Annotated in this window: 17 protein-coding genes; 13 read left to right on the plus strand and 4 right to left on the minus strand. The window is 68.8% G+C overall.

Going from position 1 to position 18,014, the window contains the following annotated elements:
• Window positions 1-35: 35 nt before the first annotated feature.
• Window positions 36-1,925 (minus strand): peptidylprolyl isomerase, encoded by a 1,890-nt coding sequence (locus CRP50_RS08660; RefSeq protein WP_176525091.1) that lies wholly within the window; start codon window positions 1,923-1,925, stop codon window positions 36-38.
• 175 nt (window positions 1,926-2,100) lie between these two features.
• Here CRP50_RS08660 and tpiA point away from each other — a divergent pair, with 175 nt between their 5' ends.
• The 4 genes from tpiA (at window position 2,101) to kdsA (ending at window position 6,543) form a co-directional block, all read left to right on the plus strand.
• Window positions 2,101-2,856, plus strand: a complete 756-nt coding sequence (tpiA, locus tag CRP50_RS08665; protein WP_097278638.1) for a triose-phosphate isomerase — start codon at window positions 2,101-2,103, stop codon at window positions 2,854-2,856.
• Between the two features lie 131 nt (window positions 2,857-2,987).
• The gene (gene secG, locus CRP50_RS08670) at window positions 2,988-3,371 is read left to right on the plus strand and encodes a preprotein translocase subunit SecG (RefSeq protein WP_097278640.1); all 384 of its coding nucleotides are present in this window, start codon (window positions 2,988-2,990) and stop codon (window positions 3,369-3,371) included.
• A 118-nt stretch (window positions 3,372-3,489) separates the two neighbouring features.
• Window positions 3,490-5,118 carry a CTP synthase gene (locus CRP50_RS08675; protein WP_097278641.1) on the plus strand — a complete coding sequence of 543 codons (1,629 nt, stop codon included), beginning with the start codon at window positions 3,490-3,492 and terminating at the stop codon, window positions 5,116-5,118.
• A 567-nt stretch (window positions 5,119-5,685) separates the two neighbouring features.
• The gene (gene kdsA, locus CRP50_RS08680; protein WP_097278642.1) at window positions 5,686-6,543 is read left to right on the plus strand and encodes a 3-deoxy-8-phosphooctulonate synthase; all 858 of its coding nucleotides are present in this window, start codon (window positions 5,686-5,688) and stop codon (window positions 6,541-6,543) included.
• Between the two features lie 7 nt (window positions 6,544-6,550).
• Here kdsA and CRP50_RS08685 read toward each other — a convergent pair whose 3' ends face one another.
• Window positions 6,551-7,360, minus strand: coding sequence for an SDR family oxidoreductase (locus tag CRP50_RS08685; protein ID WP_097278644.1), 810 nt, complete (start codon window positions 7,358-7,360; stop codon window positions 6,551-6,553).
• Window positions 7,357-7,692 carry a nuclear transport factor 2 family protein gene (locus CRP50_RS08690; protein ID WP_217992021.1) on the minus strand — a complete coding sequence of 112 codons (336 nt, stop codon included), beginning with the start codon at window positions 7,690-7,692 and terminating at the stop codon, window positions 7,357-7,359. Before CRP50_RS08690 ends, CRP50_RS08685 begins: the two co-directional genes overlap by 4 nt.
• Window positions 7,693-7,784: 92 nt before the next feature.
• On the opposite strand from CRP50_RS08690, the gene CRP50_RS08695 reads away from it, so the two are divergent.
• A complete protein-coding gene (locus tag CRP50_RS08695) occupies window positions 7,785-8,162 on the plus strand; it encodes a winged helix-turn-helix transcriptional regulator (protein ID WP_097278646.1) in 378 nt (125 codons plus the stop codon).
• A gap of 129 nt (window positions 8,163-8,291) precedes the next feature.
• The gene (eno, locus tag CRP50_RS08700; RefSeq protein ID WP_097278647.1) at window positions 8,292-9,569 is read left to right on the plus strand and encodes a phosphopyruvate hydratase; all 1,278 of its coding nucleotides are present in this window, start codon (window positions 8,292-8,294) and stop codon (window positions 9,567-9,569) included.
• 70 nt (window positions 9,570-9,639) lie between these two features.
• On the opposite strand, the gene CRP50_RS26335 is transcribed toward eno, so the two are convergent.
• Entirely contained in the window at window positions 9,640-10,311 is a 672-nt protein-coding gene (locus CRP50_RS26335; protein ID WP_097278648.1) for a CatB-related O-acetyltransferase, read from the minus strand.
• Between the two features lie 211 nt (window positions 10,312-10,522).
• Here CRP50_RS26335 and CRP50_RS08710 point away from each other — a divergent pair, with 211 nt between their 5' ends.
• The 7 genes from CRP50_RS08710 (at window position 10,523) to CRP50_RS08740 (ending at window position 17,990) form a co-directional block, all read left to right on the plus strand.
• Window positions 10,523-10,840 (plus strand): FtsB family cell division protein, encoded by a 318-nt coding sequence (locus CRP50_RS08710; protein ID WP_245913412.1) that lies wholly within the window; start codon window positions 10,523-10,525, stop codon window positions 10,838-10,840.
• 414 nt (window positions 10,841-11,254) lie between these two features.
• On the plus strand, window positions 11,255-12,268 hold the full coding sequence (gene pdhA / locus CRP50_RS08715) for a pyruvate dehydrogenase (acetyl-transferring) E1 component subunit alpha (RefSeq protein ID WP_097278649.1): 1,014 nt from the start codon (window positions 11,255-11,257) through the stop codon (window positions 12,266-12,268).
• Between the two features lie 24 nt (window positions 12,269-12,292).
• A complete protein-coding gene (locus tag CRP50_RS08720; protein WP_097278651.1) occupies window positions 12,293-13,735 on the plus strand; it encodes a pyruvate dehydrogenase complex E1 component subunit beta in 1,443 nt (480 codons plus the stop codon).
• Window positions 13,736-13,759: 24 nt separating this feature from the next.
• Window positions 13,760-15,109 carry a pyruvate dehydrogenase complex dihydrolipoamide acetyltransferase gene (locus tag CRP50_RS08725; RefSeq protein ID WP_097278652.1) on the plus strand — a complete coding sequence of 450 codons (1,350 nt, stop codon included), beginning with the start codon at window positions 13,760-13,762 and terminating at the stop codon, window positions 15,107-15,109.
• Between the two features lie 30 nt (window positions 15,110-15,139).
• On the plus strand, window positions 15,140-16,543 hold the full coding sequence (lpdA, locus tag CRP50_RS08730; protein WP_097278654.1) for a dihydrolipoyl dehydrogenase: 1,404 nt from the start codon (window positions 15,140-15,142) through the stop codon (window positions 16,541-16,543).
• Between the two features lie 6 nt (window positions 16,544-16,549).
• Window positions 16,550-17,509, plus strand: coding sequence for a lipoyl synthase (lipA, locus tag CRP50_RS08735; RefSeq protein ID WP_097278655.1), 960 nt, complete (start codon window positions 16,550-16,552; stop codon window positions 17,507-17,509).
• Between the two features lie 10 nt (window positions 17,510-17,519).
• Window positions 17,520-17,990, plus strand: coding sequence for a type II toxin-antitoxin system RatA family toxin (locus CRP50_RS08740; protein ID WP_097278656.1), 471 nt, complete (start codon window positions 17,520-17,522; stop codon window positions 17,988-17,990).
• Window positions 17,991-18,014 lie beyond the last annotated feature (24 nt).

An 18,014-nucleotide genomic window follows, 5' to 3' on the forward strand; every position in this document is an offset into this window, starting at 1 on the left:
CCCGCTGCCGGACGGCCCCGCGACGGGCTCGGCGGTCAGAGGGTCTGGTCGATGACGGCGCGGTTGACCTGCACGCCGAAGCGGTCGGCATAGGCGTTCAGGAACTGCGTCGCGAGGTCGTCGGCGATGGTGGAGCGCATCTGCTGCTGCACCTGACCGAAGCTCGGCAGCTCGGCCGGCTGCTCCACCGGATGCACGGCAGTCAGCTCGGCGGCCGCCCAGCCGGCGGACGTGCGGCCGACGGCGACGGCGCCCGGCTCCGCCGCTTCGAACAGGTCGTCCACCAGGGCGGCGGGCAGGCTGCCGGCTGGCGTCGCGACACCGTTGACGACGCGGGTGAAGCGCGGCGTCTGCGCGACCGTGGCGCCCGGGATACCTTCGGCTGCGGCCTGCGGATCGCGGCCGGCGCGGAGGGCCTCGGCCACCGCGTCGGCCTGCTGGCGGGCGAGATCCTGGCGAGTCTTCTGCTGCCACAGCTCCACCACCCGGTCGCGCACCTCGGCGAAGGGGCGCGGCTGCGGCGCCGTCACCTCGTCGACACGGACGATGAAGTAGCCCTGGCCGATTTCCTGCAGCAGGGAGTCGCGGCCTTCTTCGGTCTGGAAGGCGGTGTCGAGGAAGGCCTCTTCTTCCGGCAGCCCCTCGGCCGGCGCGCCCTTGGGCGTCAGGCCCTGGCGGTCGACGGCCTGGATGGTGGTCAGCGGCAGGCCGGCCTGCTGCGCGGCTTCCTCCAGCGTCGCGCCGCCGCCGAGGGCGTCCTCGATCTGCGCGGTGACGTCGTAGAGGGTGTCGACGGCCTGGTCCTGCGCGAGGCGCTGGCGCACCTGGTCGCGCACGGCGTCGAGCGGCTGCGTCTGCGGCGGGCGCACCTCGCTCACCTGGAAGACGTGCCAGCCGAGCGGCGTCTGCACCGGGGCGCTGACGCTGCCGGCCTCGAGGCCGAAGACGACGTCGGCGGCCTCGCCGGGCAGGGCGTCGCGGCCGACGGCGCCGAGGTCGATGGGGGCGCCGGCGCCGGCCTGTTCGGCGGCGGCGGCGAGCGTCGCGCCGCCCTTGGCGGCGTCGGCGACCGCCTGGGCGGCGGCCTCGTCGTCCACCAGCACCTGCTGCACCACGCGCTGCTCGGGCGTACGGAACTCGTCGATGCGCTGTTCGTAGGCTTCCGCGACGGCCTCGTCGGTGACCTCCACCTGATCGGCGAGGTCGGCCGGGCGGACGATCAGGGCGGTCAGGCCGCGGTACTCGGGCGCCGTGAAGGCGTCGATATTTTCGTCGTAGAGGCTCTGCAGGCCGGCATCGTCGGGCACCGGCGGCAGCGGCTGGGCGCTCGCGTCGATGAAGACGGCGGTCGCCTCGCGTTCCTCGTTCTGGAAGGCCACCAGCGGCGCCACCACGGGCGCCGGCGCCACGGCGCCGCTGACCGGGCCGACCAGCAGCGCGTCGCGCACCATGTCGCGCTCCAGGCTCTGCAGGAAGGCCTCTTCCGACAGGTTGTTCTGCTGCAGCACGCGGGCGAACAGGGTGCGGTCGAACTGGCCCTGCGCGTTGCGGAAGGCCGGAATCTGCTCCAGCTGGCGGCGCAGCTCGGTGGAGCTGACGACGATGCCGAGGTCCTGGGCGGCGGCACGCACCACGGCGTCGCGCGCCACCTGGGCGATGGCGGCGTCGAGCAGGCCGAGCTCGCGGGCGCGTTCGGCGGTCATGTCGGGGCCGAGGGTGCGGCGCAGGCGGTCCAGCTCCTGCTGGAACACGGCTCGCACCTCGCCCGGCGGGACTTCCACGTCGCCGACCGTAATGGCGGCCGTGCTGCCGCCCACCCCGCGCACCACGTCACCGATGCCCCAGATGCCGAAGCTGAGGATCAGCAGGATGAAGAGAACCTTGGCGGGACCTGTGGAGGCACCCTTGCGAAGCGTATCGAGCATGGTGCGGGAACGTGTCCATGTTCTGTGGAAAGTCTTTGGGTCCGGCATCTTATGGGGCGGGAGCCGGCCCGGCAACCGGAGAAACGGCGCAGTCCCGCCGTTCCGCCCCCTGTGGTCAAGCGTTGGCGGCTGTGGTAGAGCTTCCGCCACCCGATTCTAGGAGGGATAGACCACCATGACCGCCCGCCGCCCCCTCATTGCCGGCAACTGGAAAATGAACGGCCTGCGCGCCGACGGCCTGAAGCTCGTAGAGGGCCTGGTGGCCCATCTGCGCTCGGGCGACCAGGCCTTCGACATGCTGGTGTGCCCGCCGACGACGCTGGTGGCCGAGGTGGCCGCCGCCGCCACCGGCTCCACCCTGCTGGTCGGCGGCCAGGACTGCCACGCCAAGGAGAAGGGCGCCCACACCGGCGACACTTCCGCCTGGATGCTGAAGGACGTCGGCGCCTCCTGCGTCATCGTCGGCCATTCCGAGCGCCGCCAGGACCACGCCGAGAGCAACGCGGTGGTCAAGGCCAAGGCCGGCGCGGCCCACGCCGCCGGCCTGATCGCCATCGTCTGCATCGGCGAGACGCTGGACCAGCGCGACCGCGGCGAAGCCCTGTCGGTGGTCACCAGCCAGCTGCTGGAAAGCCTGCCCGAAGGCGCCACCCCGGAGAACACCGTGGTCGCCTACGAGCCCGTGTGGGCCATCGGCACCGGCAAGGTGGCGACCCCCGACGACGTCGCCGAGGTGCACGCCGAGATCCGCAAGCAGGCGCGCGAGAAGATGGGCGACGACGCCGCCCGCCTGCGCATCCTCTACGGCGGGTCCGTGAAGCCGGACAACGCCAAGGAACTGCTCGCCCTGACCGACGTGGACGGCGCGCTGGTCGGCGGCGCCAGCCTGAAGGTCGAGGATTTCTGGGCCATCGCCCAGGGCTGCCCCTGACGCGACGCGATTTGCCCTGGATTTAGAAGACCGGGCGCACTAAAACAGCGCTCGACCATTTCGGATAAGGCGGACGGGGCCGGCCCCCTTGCAGGATCGGCCCTCGTCCGCGTTTGGGTTTTGGAAGACCGATGATCACTGTCGTACTCGTCATCCATCTGCTGATCTGCATCGCGCTGGTCGGACTGATCCTTCTTCAGCGGTCCGAAGGCGGCGGGCTCGGCATGGGCGGCGGCGGCGGGGGCGGCGCCGGCCTGATGAGCGGCCGCGCCGCGGGCAACGCGCTCACCCGTGCCACCGGCATCCTGGCCGCCGGCTTCTTCGTGACCAGCATGACGCTGGCGCTGCTGGCCAACCAGGGCGGTTCGCGCGTCGACGCGATCCTGGAAGAGGCACCGGTCGATGCGCCCGCCACGCCGGGTCTGCCGTCGGGCGGCGAGGCGGCTCCGCCGGTTCCGGGCGCTGCCGCTCCGGCCACCCCGGCCGCTCCGCAGGCGCCGATCTCCGGCAACTGACGATCCGCTTCGGAGGCGGCTTCCGGGCCGCCTCCCGCTGTTTGCAAGTCCATCGAAACGGGACCGCCGCCGCCGGGCGCGGGGCGGCCCCATGCGATTCGAGGCAGGTTAGGCTCCCATGACGCGCTTCATCTTCATCACCGGCGGTGTTGTCTCCTCTCTCGGCAAGGGGCTCGCCTCCGCCGCGCTCGGTGCGCTGCTGCAGTCGCGCGGCTACAAGGTGCGCCTGCGCAAGCTCGACCCGTACCTCAACGTCGACCCGGGCACCATGAGCCCGACCCAGCACGGCGAGGTCTACGTCACCGACGACGGCGCCGAGACCGACCTCGACCTCGGCCACTACGAGCGCTTCACCGGCGTGCCGTCGCGGCGCTCCGACAACGTCACCACCGGCAAGATCTATTCCACCGTGCTCGCCAAGGAACGCCGCGGCGATTACCTGGGCGGGACGGTGCAGGTGATTCCCCACGTCACCGACGCCATCAAGACCTTCGTGCTGTCGGACATCGACGACGAGGACTTCATGCTCGTCGAGATCGGCGGCACCGTCGGTGACATCGAGGGCCTGCCGTTCCTCGAGGCGATCCGCCAGCTCGGCAACGAGCTCGGGTCGCAGCGCACCATGTTCATCCACCTGACGCTGCTGCCCTACATCCCGACCGCCGGCGAGCTGAAGACCAAGCCGACGCAGCACTCCGTGAAGGAACTGCTGTCGGTCGGCATCCAGCCCGACCTGCTGCTGTGCCGCGCCGACCGCCAGATCCCCGACGGCGAGCGCCGCAAGGTCGCGCTGTTCTGCAACGTGCCCTACGAGAACGTCATCCCGGCGCTCGACGTCTCGACCATCTACGAGGTGCCGATCTCCTACCACGAGGAGAAGCTCGACGTTCAGGTGCTGAAGCACTTCGGCATCGAGGCGGCACCCAAGGTGGACCTGTCGCGCTGGGAATTCGTGCGCGGCCGCGTCGCCAAGCCGGAAGGCGAGGTCACCATCGCCGTCGTCGGTAAGTACACCTCGCTGCTCGACAGCTACAAGTCCCTGGCCGAGGCGCTCACCCACGGCGGCATCGCCAACAACGTGAAGGTGAAGCTCGACTGGATCGACGCCCAGGTGTTCGAGAAGGAAGACGCCGCCTATTACCTGGAGAACGTCGGCGGCATCCTGGTGCCCGGCGGCTTCGGCGAGCGCGGCGCGGAAGGCAAGATCAAGGCGGCGCAGTTCGCCCGCGAGCGCAAGGTGCCCTACCTCGGCATCTGCTTCGGCATGCAGATGGCGGTGATCGAGGCGGCCCGCAACATGGCCGGCATCACGGGCGCCAGCTCCACCGAGTTCGGCCCGACCAAGGAGCCGCTGGTCGGCATCATGACCGAATGGCTGCAGGGCAACACCCTGGTCCGCCGCCACGCCAACGACGACCTGGGCGGCACCATGCGCCTCGGTGCTTACGAGTGCCATATCAAGCCGGGCACCCTGGCGCACGAGGTCTACGGCAGCGAGCGCATCATGGAGCGCCACCGCCACCGCTACGAGGTCAACATCAACTACCGCGACCGTCTGGAAGGCGCCGGCCTGCTGTTCTCGGGCATGTCGCCCGACGGCCTGCTGCCGGAGATCGTCGAGAACCCGGACCACCCGTGGTTCATCGGCGTGCAGTTCCACCCGGAGCTGAAGTCCAAGCCCTTCGAGCCGCACCCGCTGTTCACCGCCTTCGTGAAGGCCTCCATCGAGCACTCGCGGCTGGTGTGAGGCGGGCCGTTCTCAGGGCAGCGCCCTCCACGGCCGCCGTCCGGGCATGACACAGACGGCAATGTGCTGAGAGTAGACATATGAGCTTGTCATGGCCGGGCTCGACCCGGCCATCCACGGCGTCACCACCGCCGGCCGCCGGAACACTGCCCTCCACGGCCACCGTCCGGGGAGCCGTGGATGCCCGGATCAGTCCGGGCATGACAGAGTAGGGTTTTAGAGAGGTGTCATGGCCGGGCCCGACCCGGCCATCCACGGCGGCACCACCGCCGGCCGCAGGGCATCGACCTCCACGGCCGCCGTCCGGGGCGCCGTGGATGCCCGGATCAGGTCCGGGCATGACAGTGTAGGGTTTTAGATGAGGTGTCATGGCCGGGCTCGACCCGGCCATCCAGGGCGTCGCCACCGCCGGCCGCGGAGCACCGCCCTCCACGGCCACCGTCCGGGGAGCCATGGATGCCCGGATCAAGTCCGGGCATGACACTGTGAAACAGTAGAAAGACCGGTGCGGCCAGGCCTCCTCCCGGCCGCCCGCGAAGCCCCGTCCGTACCTGAGGAAGAGAGCCCATGACCGCCGCAGCCCCCGTGCGTCACGTCTCCGCCGGTTCCGTCGTGTTCGGTAACGACCTGCCGCTCGCCCTCATCGCCGGTCCGTGCCAGATGGAAAGCCGCGAGCACGCGCTCGAAGTCGCGTCGGCGCTGAAGGAGATGACGGCGGCCCTCGGCATGGGCTTCGTCTACAAGACCAGCTTCGACAAGGCCAACCGCACCAGCCTGAAGGGCAAGCGCGGCCTCGGGCTCGACAAGGCGCTGGCTGTGTTCGCCGAGGTCCGCGAGTCGCTCGGTCTGCCGGTGCTCACCGACATCCACACCGCCGAGCAGTGCAAGCCGGTGGCCGAGGTGGTGGACATCCTGCAGATCCCCGCCTTCCTCTGCCGCCAGACCGACCTGCTGATCGCCGCCGCCGAGACCGGCGCCGTGGTCAACGTCAAGAAGGGCCAGTTCCTGGCGCCGTGGGACATGAAGAACGTGGTGGCCAAGCTGGACGACAGCGGCAACCGCAACGTCATCGTCACCGAGCGCGGCGCGTCCTTCGGCTACAACACGCTCGTCACCGACATGCGCGGCCTGCCGCAGATGGCGCACGACACCGGCTGCCCGGTGGTGCTGGACGCCACCCACAGCGTGCAGCAGCCGGGCGGGCAGGGTCAGAGCAGCGGCGGCGACCGCCGCTTCGCGCCTGTCCTGGCGCGCGCCGCCGTGGCGGTCGGCATCGCCGGCGTCTTCATCGAGACCCACCCGGACCCCGACTGCGCCCCGTCGGACGGCCCCAACATGATCCCGCTGCGCCAGATGCCGGAGCTGCTGGCGCTGCTGCAGAAGTTCGACGCCGTCGCCAAGCAGCATCCGGTGACGCTCGGCTGAGGACCGCTCAGACGGTGGGGATGGTCCCGCCGTCGATGACGTACTCGGTGCCGTGAATGGCCGAGGCGCGGTCCGACGCAAGGAAGGCGATCAACTCCGCCACCTCCTCCGGCTGCGCCGGACGGCCGAGCGGGATACCGCCGAGGGAGTCCAGGATGCTCTGCCGCGCAGCGTCCCCCGAAATTGCCGCGCCTTCGGCGATCCGTCTGACCAAGGCTTCGGCGGCGGAGGTGTAGATCCAGCCAGGCGCGACCGAGACCACCCGCACGCCCTTCGGCCCGACTTCCTTTGACAGGGCCTTGCTGTACGTGCTGAGGGCCGCCTTGGCGGCGGCATAGGCGATGGTCGAGTCGTGCAGAGGAAGGCTGCGTTGAATGGACGAGGTGTGGATCACCACGCCTTTGCCGCCGGCCACCATGGCCGGCACGAGAAAGCGGTCGAGACGGACGGCGCTCAGGAGGTTCAGGGACAACTCCTTCGCCCACATGGCGTCGTCGAGGGCCATGAAGCCGCCCGACGGCGCGGATGACCCGCCGAGGACGTGGACCAGGATGTCGACGCCGCCCAGGACGTCCCGCGCGGCCTCCGCCAGAACGGAACAGCCGGCGTCGGTGCCGAGGTCGGCGCGGATCAGCGTCACTCCCTCCGCTATGTCTCCCGGCCGGTCGCCGCGGGCGGCGGTCACCACGGCGGCGCCTGCGGAAACCAGGCGCCGTACCACTGCAGCGCCGGTGCCTTTGGTGCCGCCGGTGACGACGATGCGCTTGCCCGCGAACTCGCCGGCGGCCTGCGGCACGGAGCCACGCACGCGTGTCATGCCCCGATCTCCAGCTTGGAAATGGCGTCGCCCGCGAGGGTGAACCGAAGGGTGAGGCGGATCGGGCTGCCCGGGAAGTTGCCGGTCACTTCGGCTGCGACGGCGACCAGGCTGCCGTCTCGCCGGACTGCGACGGGGGTCGCGACAGCGGCGTTGGCGATCGTGGCTTCGTCGATCCAGGCGCGGATCGCCGCGGTTCCCCGGTGGCTGCGTCCTTCGTCGTGCACGACGGCATCGGGGGTGAACGGCGCCGCCATTGCGTCGGCGTCTAGGCGGGCATTGGCCTCGACGTAGGCGGCGATACCTGGGGGCAGGGCCAGGGCTTCGGTCACGGGATCCTCCATGGGCTGGTGTTGCCGGACCCCGAGGATGCGAGTAGCCTAACCTTCAGGCAAGTACGCACGAAAAAGTAAGGTGCGCACCAATGAGCGAGCGTCCGACATACGATGCCTTTTCCGCCACCGCAGGCATCCAGCACACGTTGCGCATCCTCGAAGGGCGGTGGAAGCTGGTGATCCTGTTTCACCTGTTCGGCGGCAAGGTGCTGCGGTTCTCCGAGTTGGAACGGGCGATCCCCGGCATCTCGCAGAAGATGCTCAGCCAGCAGCTGCGCCAGTTGGAGCGGGACGGCGTCGTGGCGCGGACCGTCTACCCGGAGGTGCCGCCCCGCGTCGAGTATCGCCTGACCGACTGGGGGCAGGCCCTGTGCCCTGCGCTCGACGCGTTGCTCCTGTGGGCGGAGGCGGCACCGCCCGATATCCGCGCCACACTCCTTTCGGAGGAGGTTTCGGCGGCCGATTGACCGGACGTCCCTGTTGCGCCGCGCGTTTTCGCATCGTCACCCGACGTTGCCTTGCCAACCGCCTGCCGGAGGGCTATGAGGGAACCCGTTCAAAGACCCACCCAATCCAATTCGAGGGCTGGACTCGCCATGACTGCCATTATCGACATCCACGGCCGTGAGATTCTCGACTCCCGCGGCAATCCGACCGTCGAGGTCGACGTGATCCTGGAGAGCGGCGCCTTCGGTCGCGCCGCGGTGCCGTCGGGTGCGTCCACGGGCGCCCACGAGGCGGTCGAGCTGCGCGACGGCGACAAGGGCCGCTACCTCGGCAAGGGCGTGCTGAAGGCCGTCGAGAGCGTCAACGGCGAGATCTTCCAGGCGCTGTCCGGCATGGAAGCCGAGGACCAACTGGTCATCGACCAGACCCTGCTCGACCTGGACGGCACCGACAACAAGGCGCGCCTCGGCGCCAACGCCATCCTCGGCGTGTCGCTGGCGGTCGCCAAGGCTGCGGCGGAAGAGGCCGGCCTGCCGCTCTACCGCTACATCGGCGGCGCCTTCGCGCACACCCTGCCAGTGCCGATGATGAACATCGTCAACGGCGGCCAGCACGCCGACAACCCCATCGACATCCAGGAATTCATGATCATGCCCGTGTCGGCCGACAGCATCGCCGATGCCGTCCGCATGGGTTCCGAGGTGTTCCACAACCTCAAGAAGAAGTTGCACGCCGCCGGCCACAACACCAACGTCGGTGACGAAGGCGGCTTCGCGCCGAACCTGAAGTCGGCCGACGAGGCGCTCGGCTTCATCATGCAGGCCATCGAGGCCGCCGGTTACAAGCCGGGCGACGACATGATGCTGGCGCTCGACTGCGCCTCCACCGAGTACTTCAAGGGCGGCAAGTACGTCATGGAAGGCGAGGGCAAGACCTTCTCGGCGGAAGAGAACGTCCGCTACCTGGAAGACCTGTGCAACCGCTACCCCATCCTCTCCATCGAGGACGGCATGTCGGAAGACGACTGGGACGGCTGGAAGATGCTGACCGAGACCCTCGGCAGCCGCGTGCAGCTGGTGGGCGACGACCTGTTCGTCACCAACCCGGAGCGCCTGGCCGACGGCATCGCCAAGGGCGTGGGCAACTCCATCCTGGTGAAGGTCAACCAGATCGGCACCCTGTCGGAGACCCTGCAGGCCGTCGAGATGGCGCACAAGGCGCGCTACACCGCCGTGCTGTCGCACCGCTCTGGCGAGACGGAAGACTCCACCATCGCCGACATCGCCGTCGCCACCAACTGCGGCCAGATCAAGACCGGCTCGCTGTCGCGCTCCGACCGCCTGGCCAAGTACAACCAGCTCATCCGCATCGAGGAAGAGCTGGGCTCGGCCGCCGTCTACATGGGCAAGGGCATCCTGCGCGGCTGATCGCCGGGCCGGACCTGCGATAGGGAAGGGCGCCTGGACGATGGTCCGGGCGCCCTTTCCCGTTCGTGGATCAGCCCGGCAACCCCTCCCGCGCTGCCGCCTCCGCCAGCGCGTCCACCGGGCCGCCGGAGATCAGCGGCAGGTGGCGGGTGATGGCCTCCACCGGCCAGTCCCACCAGCGCAGGCGGAGGAGCGTCGCCACGTCGTCCTCGGGGAAGCGCAGTCGCACCACGCGGGCGGGGTTGCCGGCGACGATGGCATAGGGCGGCACGTCGGCGGTCACCACCGAGCGGGCGGCGACGATGGCGCCGTCGCCGATGGTGACGCCGGGCATCACCAGGCTGTCGTAGCCGAGCCACACGTCGTTGCCGACGCGGGTGTCGCCCTTGTGGGGGAAGTCCATCTCGCCGTCGAACCGGCCGGCCCAGCCGCCGCCGAAGATGAGGAAGGGGAAGGTGGACGGCCCGGCGGTGCGATGGCTACCGCCGTTCATGATGAACTTGGTCTGCCAGGCGATGGCGCAGAACTTCCCGATCACCAGCCGATCGCCAATGAAATCATAGTGATAGAGCACGTTCTTCTCGAAATGCTCCGGCCCGTCGGGGTCGTCGTAGTAGGTGTACTCCCCGACCTCGATGAGCGGGTTGGTCAGCAGCGGCTTCAGGAACCCGACACGCGGATGGCCCGGCATGGGGTAGGGCGTCATGGGGTCGGGCGGCAGCAGGTCGGCGGATGCGGGCATGGCGGGCTCCGGCGGTCGGGGCGGAGAGGCGAGGGGTGAAGGGCGACCATACCACGGCCGACTGCGGCCGCTGGAGCGGCGCGGCGAGCGCCTCTGTCGAAGGTCATACTCCTCCCAAAGGGTGAGTCTCTTCGGCAACACCGCGCGACTCGTTGAAACTCCTCACAAAGATGAATTGACGCCGCAATCGGGCCGTGATTCTCTCTATGCCATGACCCTGATGAACGAAATACGCCGCCGCCTGCGCTACGCCGTCGCCCCCCTGATCGGGATGGGCGCGGTGGTGTACTTCAGCTATCACATCGTCCAGGGCGACCGCGGCCTCATCGCCTGGGTGCATCTGAAGAACGAGATCACCAAGGCCGAGGACACGCTGTCCGAAGTCCGCGCCGAGAAGACGGAGCTGGAAAAGCGCGTCTCGCTGCTGCGCCCCGACAGCCTCGATCCCGACATGCTGGAAGAGCGGGCGCGCATCATGCTGAACATGGGCTATCCGGACGAGCGCATCCTGCCGGCCGATCGCCTCTAGACGATCCCGCACACCGACGCCATGTGAGACGGCGGGGCCATCCCGGGAGGGACGGCGCCGCTGTTCGAGTCCGTGCGTTCGCTGCACCGCGGCAACCGCCTGTCGGGCCACCCGAACGGGCAGTGCGGGTGTGGAAGTCCTTGTTATTTCGTTACCCTTCGAAGCGCATGGGGCGCATCAAATACCCCGCCCGAGCCCTGTTTCGCGACCGCGAATGTCGTGGACGGGAAATCCGACAATGGCATTCGTGTTGCTCGCCAGCTACTTAACCGTGTTTCGGTTAACGCTGGTTTGTGCATTGCAAAACAACAACTTATAACGAACCCGCGCTTGCAAAACGGGCGGTGATCGATAATTTCAGAGGATCACCCGAGCCGGCGCCCGCCGGCGCGACCGTCATTCCGGGGAGGAACCATGGCAACCCAACGCCGCAAGCCCAAGTCCCCCGCCCCCCAGGGCGACGTCTCCATCACCCCCGACGATCTCCAGTCCTACTACCGCGACATGCTGCTCATCCGCCGCTTCGAGGAGAAGGCGGGGCAGCTGTACGGCATGGGGCTCATCGGCGGCTTCTGTCACCTCTACATCGGCCAGGAAGCGGTCGTCGTCGGCGTGCAGGCCTGCGCCAGCCCGGGCGACACCATCATCACCAGCTACCGCGACCACGGCCATATGCTGGCCACCGGCATGGACCCCAAGGGCGTGATGGCCGAGCTGACCGGGCGCCGCGGGGGCTATTCGAAGGGCAAGGGCGGCTCCATGCACATGTTCAGCCGCGAGAAGGGTTTCTTCGGCGGCCATGGCATCGTCGGCGCGCAGGTGCCGCTCGGCACCGGCCTCGCCTTCGCCCACAAGTACCGCGAGGACGGCGGCGTGTGCTACTGCTACCTGGGTGACGGCGCGGTCAACCAGGGCCAGGTGTACGAAAGCTTCAACATGGCGGCGCTGTGGAAGCTGCCGGTCATCTACATCATCGAGAACAACAAGTACGGCATGGGCACGTCGGTGGAACGCCACTCGGCCCGTGCCGACCTGCACGAGCGCGGTCACGCCTACGGCATCCCTGGCAAGGCGGTCGACGGCATGGACGTCACCACCGTGCGTCAGGAGACGCAGGGCGTGGTCGACATGGTGCGCGACGGCGGCGGCCCGTACATCCTCGAGATGAAGACCTACCGCTACCGCGGCCACTCCATGTCCGACCCGGCCAAGTACCGCACCAAGGAGGAAGTCTCCAAGATGCGGTCGGAGCACGACCCCATCGACAACGTGCGCAAGATGCTGCTCGACGGCGGCATGAGCGAGGACGCGCTGAAGGAGATCGACCGCGAGGTCAAGGCCATCGTCTCCGAAGCGGCCGAGTTCGCCCAGAACAGCCCGGAGCCCGATCCGTCGGAGCTCTTCACCGACATCCTGGTCGACGCCTGAGGCGAATAGGAGCGCACAGAGAACATGGCTACCGAAATCCTGATGCCCGCCCTGTCGCCGACCATGACGGAGGGCAAGCTCGCCAAGTGGCTGAAGAAGGAAGGCGACGCCGTCGCCGCCGGCGACATCATCGCCGAGATCGAGACCGACAAGGCCACCATGGAGTTCGAATCGGCCGACGAGGGCATCCTCGGCAAGATCCTGGTGCCCGAGGGCACCGAGGGCGTCGAGGTCAACCGCCCCATCGCCGTGCTGCTGGAGGAGGGCGAGGACGCCTCCGCCGCCGAGGCGGTCGCCGCCAAGGGGGACGCGCCGGCCTCGACGCCCGCCCCGGCCAAGCCGGAAGAGCAGGCGCCGCCGTCCATGCGCAACACCGCGCCGGCCGAGCAGCCGACAGCCGCCGACCTCGGCGATCTCTACGAGGCGGTGATCGAGACCACCACGGCCTACGCCCCGCCCATGGAGGCGGAGCCGACCTACGAGAAGTTCAAGCGCCAGACCGTGCGTGAAGCCCTGCGCGACGCCATGGCCGAGGAAATGCGCCGCGACGAAGGCGTGTTCCTCATGGGCGAGGAAGTCGCGCAGTACCAGGGCGCCTACAAGGTCAGCCAGGGTCTGCTGGACGAGTTCGGCGACAAGCGCGTCATCGACACGCCGATCACCGAGATGGGCTTCGCCGGCCTCGGCGTCGGCGCCGCCTTCGCGGGGCTGAAGCCGATCGTGGAGTTCATGACCTTCAACTTCTCCATGCAGGCCATCGACCAGATCATCAACTCGGCGGCCAAGACCCTCTACATGGCCGGCGGCCAGATGGGCTGCCCCATCGTGTTCCGCGGCCCCAACGGCGCCGCCGCCCGCGTCGCCGCGCAGCACAGCCAGGACTATGCCTCGTGGTACGCCCACTGCCCGGGCCTGAAGGTCATCGCGCCGTGGTCCGCCGCCGACGCCAAGGGCCTGCTCAAGGCCGCCATCCGTGACCCGAACCCGGTGGTGTTCCTCGAGCACGAGATCATGTACGGCCAGAGCTTCGATGTGCCCGACGTGGACGACTTCGTGCTGCCCATCGGCAAGGCGAAGGTGGAGCGCCAGGGCAAGGACGTCACCATCGTCGCCTACTCGCGCATGGTCGGCGTGGCGCTCGACGCCGCGGCGCTGCTGGCCGAGGAAGGCATCGACGCCGAGGTCATCAACCTGCGCACCATCCGCCCGCTCGACGTCACCACCATCATCGCCAGCGTGCGCAAGACCAACCGCATCGTGACGGTGGAAGAGGGCTGGGCCTTCTCGGGCATCGGCTCGGAAATCAGCGCGGTCATGATGGAGCAGTGCTTCGACTGGCTGGACGCGCCCGTCCGCCGCGTCGCCGGCGCCGACGTCCCCATGCCCTACGCCGCCAACCTCGAGAAGATGAGCCTGCCGCAGCCCGAGAAGGTCCGGGATGCCGCCAAGGCCGTCCTCTACAAGTAAGCCCGGCGAAGGAGACAACGCACCATGGCGACGCAGATCCTGATGCCGGCGCTTTCGCCCACCATGACGGAGGGCAAGCTGGCGAAATGGCTGAAGAAGGAAGGTGACACGGTGGCGGCCGGCGACATCATCGCCGAGATCGAGACCGACAAGGCCACCATGGAGTTCGAGGCCGCCGACGAAGGCGTGCTCGGCAAGATCCTGGTGGCGGAAGGCACCGACGGCGTAGCGGTGAACCAGCCCATCGCCGTGCTGCTGGAAGAGGGCGAGGACGCCAGCGCGATCGACGCGGCCGCCTCGCCGGCCGCGGCCGAACCGGTGCCGACCAAGGGCGACGCCGCCGCTTCGGCCGCCACCCCGGCCGCCGCCGGCGCGCCGGCCACGGAAGCGCCCAAGCCTGCCGCCGCCGCTCCGGCGCCGGCCGCCAAGGGCGACCGCGTCTTCGCGAGCCCGCTCGCCAAGCGCATCGCCAAGGATGCCGGGCTCGACCTCGGCCAGATCGCCGGCACCGGCCCCAAGGGCCGGGTGGTGAAGGCGGACGTGGAGAAGGCCAAGGCCGACGGCACCGGCAAGGCCGCGCCGGCCGCCGCCGCGGCGGGCAAGGCGGAGACGGCGCAGGCCGCGCCGCAGGCTCCCGCCGCCGCCAAGGCGGTCGCCAGCGCGACGCCGGAGCAGGTGGCCATGGGCCGGCCCTACCGCCTGGAGCCCAACTCGGGCATGCGCAAGACCATCGCGCGCCGCCTGAGCGAGTCCAAACAGACGGTGCCGCACTTCTATCTGACCATCGACCTGCGCATCGACGAGCTGCTGAAGCTGCGCAAGCAGCTGAACGACAAGGGCGGCGATGCCTTCAAGCTGTCGGTCAACGACCTGGTCATCAAGGCCGTCGCCGTGGCGCTGCGCCGCGTGCCGGCCGCCAATGCCAGCTGGACCGACGAGGGCATCCTGTATTGGGACGACGTGGACGTCTCCGTCGCCGTGGCGACCGAGGGCGGCCTCATCACGCCCATCCTCAAGAAGGCCGACCAGAAGGGCCTCGCGACGCTGTCCAACGAGATGAAGGACCTCGCCAAGCGCGCCCGCGCCGGCAAGCTGAAGCCCGAGGAATACCAGGGCGGCGGCTTCTCGGTCTCCAACCTCGGCATGTTCGGCATCCGCGAGTTCGCGGCCATCATCAACCCGCCGCAGGGCTGCATCCTGGCCGTCGGTGCCGGCGAGCAGCGCCCGGTGGTGGTGGACGGCGCCCTGACCGTCGCCACCATGATGACCTGCACGCTGTCGGTCGACCACCGCGTGGTGGACGGCGCCGTCGGTGCGGAATTCCTCGCCGCCTTCAAGGCGATCGTGGAAGACCCGCTGTCCCTCATGCTGTGACGCCGACGGGCGAGAAGGAGACCTGATCCCATGGCCGAAAACACCTTCGACCTGGTCGTCGTCGGCGGCGGTCCCGGCGGCTACGTGGCCGCCATCCGCGCCGCCCAGCTCGGCATGAAGACGGCGCTGGTGGAGCGCGAGCACCTGGGCGGCATCTGCCTCAACTGGGGCTGCATCCCGACCAAGGCGCTGCTGCGCTCGGCGGACATCTACCGCACCTTCAAGCACGCCAAGTCCTTCGGCCTCAGCGCCGAAGGGGTGGGCTTCGACCTGGACGCCATCGTCAAGCGCTCGCGCGGCGTGGCCGGCCAGCTGTCGGGCGGCGTCAAGCACCTGCTGAAGAAGAACAAGGTCACCGTCTTTGACGGCCACGGCCGCCTCGCCGGCAAGGGCAAGGTGGCGGTGGAGAAGGACGGCAAGCCCGTCGCCGACGTCGCCGCCAAGCACATCATCCTGGCGACCGGCGCCCGCGCCCGCACCTTCCCGGGCCTGGAAGCCGACGGCAAGCTGGTGTGGACGTACCGCCACGCGCTGGTGCCCAACACCATGCCGAAGAAGCTGCTGGTGGTCGGCTCGGGCGCCATCGGCATCGAGTTCGCCAGCTTCTTCGCCGCCTTCGGGACCGAGGTGACGGTGGTCGAGGTGCTCGACCGCATCGTGCCGGCGGAGGACGAGGAAATCTCGGCCTTCCTCAAGAAGGCGCTGGAGAAGGAAGGGCTCAAGATCAAGGTCAACACCAAGGTCGCCGAGTTGAAGAAGGGCGCGGACAGCGTCACCGCCGTGCTCGACGAGAACGGCAAGAAGAGCGAGATCACCGTCGATCGCGTCATCCTGGCCGTCGGCATCCAGCCGAACGTCGAGGACATCGGCATCGACGGCCTGGGCCTGACCCAGGACAAGGCCGGCTTCATCCAGGTGGACGGCTACCTGCGCACGGGCGTCGACGGGCTCTATGCCATCGGCGATCTGGTGCAGGGCCCCTGGCTCGCCCACAAGGCCAGCCACGAGGCCATCATCTGCGTCGAGAAGATCGCCGGCCTGCCCGACGTCCACCCCATGAACCGCAGCAACATCCCCGGCTGCACCTACTGCCACCCGCAGGTCGCCTCGGTCGGCCTGACCGAGAAGAAGGCGAAGGAGCAGGGCTACGAGGTGAAGGTCGGCCGCTTCCCGTTCATCGGCAACGGCAAGGCCATCGCCCTCGGCGAGCCCGAGGGCCTGGTGAAGACCGTGTTCGACGCCAAGACCGGCGAACTCCTGGGCGCGCACATGATCGGCGCCGAGGTCACCGAGCTGATCCAGGGCTATGGCATCGCCAAGACCCTGGAAACGACGGAAGCCGACCTCATGCACACGATCTTCCCGCACCCGACGTTGTCGGAAATGATGCACGAGTCCGTGCTTGACGCTTTCGGCCGGGCGATCCATTTCTAGGTCACCATGAGCGACACCCCGATCACCACCCCCGCACCGCAGCCCGACGCCGAGGCGAAGCCCGCGCACCAGCGCAAGCCGTCGTGGATTCGCGTCAAGGCGCCGACCTCCAAGGAATACGGCGAGACGCGGCAGCTCATGCGCAAGCTGTCGCTGAACACCGTGTGCGAGGAGGCGGCCTGCCCCAACATCGGCGAGTGCTGGAAGAACCGGCATGCGACGGTGATGATCATGGGGGATACCTGCACCCGGGCGTGCCGGTTCTGCAACGTCAAGACCGGCCGTCCGAACAGCCTCGACCCCCACGAGCCGAAGAACGTGGCCGAGGCGGTGCGGGAAATGCACCTGCGGCACGTCGTCATCACCTCCGTCGACCGCGACGACCTGGAAGACGGCGGTGCCGACCATTTCGTGAAGGTGATCGGGGCGGTGCGCGAGCATGCCCCCGGCACCACCATCGAGATCCTGACGCCCGACTTCCGCAACAAGGAAGGCGCCATCCGCAAGGTGGCCGAGGCGCGGCCGGACGTGTTCAACCACAACCTGGAAACCGTGCCGCGGCTCTATCAGGCGATCCGTCCCGGCGCCCGCTACTTCGGGTCTCTGCGCCTGCTCGACACCGTCAAGGACGCGGCCCCCGACGTCTTCACCAAGTCCGGCATCATGGTCGGCCTGGGGGAGACGAAGGAAGAGGTGATGCAGGTCATGGACGATCTGCGCTCCGCCCGCGTCGACTTCCTGACCATCGGCCAGTACCTGCAGCCGACGCCCAAGCACGTGGCCGTCGACCGCTTCGTCACGCCGGACGAGTTCGACGACTACGCCCGCATGGCGCGCGCCAAGGGCTTCCTCATGGTGTCGGCGTCGCCGCTGACCCGGTCGTCCTACCACGCCGACCGCGACTTCGAGCAGCTGAAGGCGGCGCGCCTCGCGCAGCTCGGCAAAGCCGCCCCGGCGGCCGAGTAACGGCCCGCCGATGCCGACGCACGCCGAGAAACGCTTCCTGCCCTACACGCCGCAGGAGCTCTATGCCCTGGTGTCCGAGGTCGAACGCTACCCGGAGTTCCTGCCGTGGTGCCTCGCCTCGCGCATCAAGCGGCGCGAGGGGCACGTGTTCTGGGCCGACTTGGTCATCGGCTTCAAGATGGTGCGCGAGAAGTTCACCAGCCGCGTCGCCCTGTCGCCCGACGACTGCCGCATCGACGTCACCTATACCGACGGCCCCTTCAAGTACCTGAACAACCACTGGGTCTTCGAGGAGGCCGAGGGTGGGACGCTGATCGACTTCTACGTCGACTTCGAGTTCCGCTCGCTGGTGCTGCAGAAGATCATGGGCGCGCTGTTCTCGGAAGCGGTCGCCCGCATGGTCGCGGCCTTCGAGAAGCGCGCCCATGCCCTCTACGGCCACCGCGAAGGCGGCCACGTGGTCAGCCAGACCAGCCGCTGATCCGGCACCCTTTTCCAGCTATTC

The organism is Caenispirillum bisanense (assembly GCF_900230255.1).
Classification (GTDB): Bacteria; Pseudomonadota; Alphaproteobacteria; order Rhodospirillales; family Rhodospirillaceae; genus Caenispirillum; species Caenispirillum bisanense_A.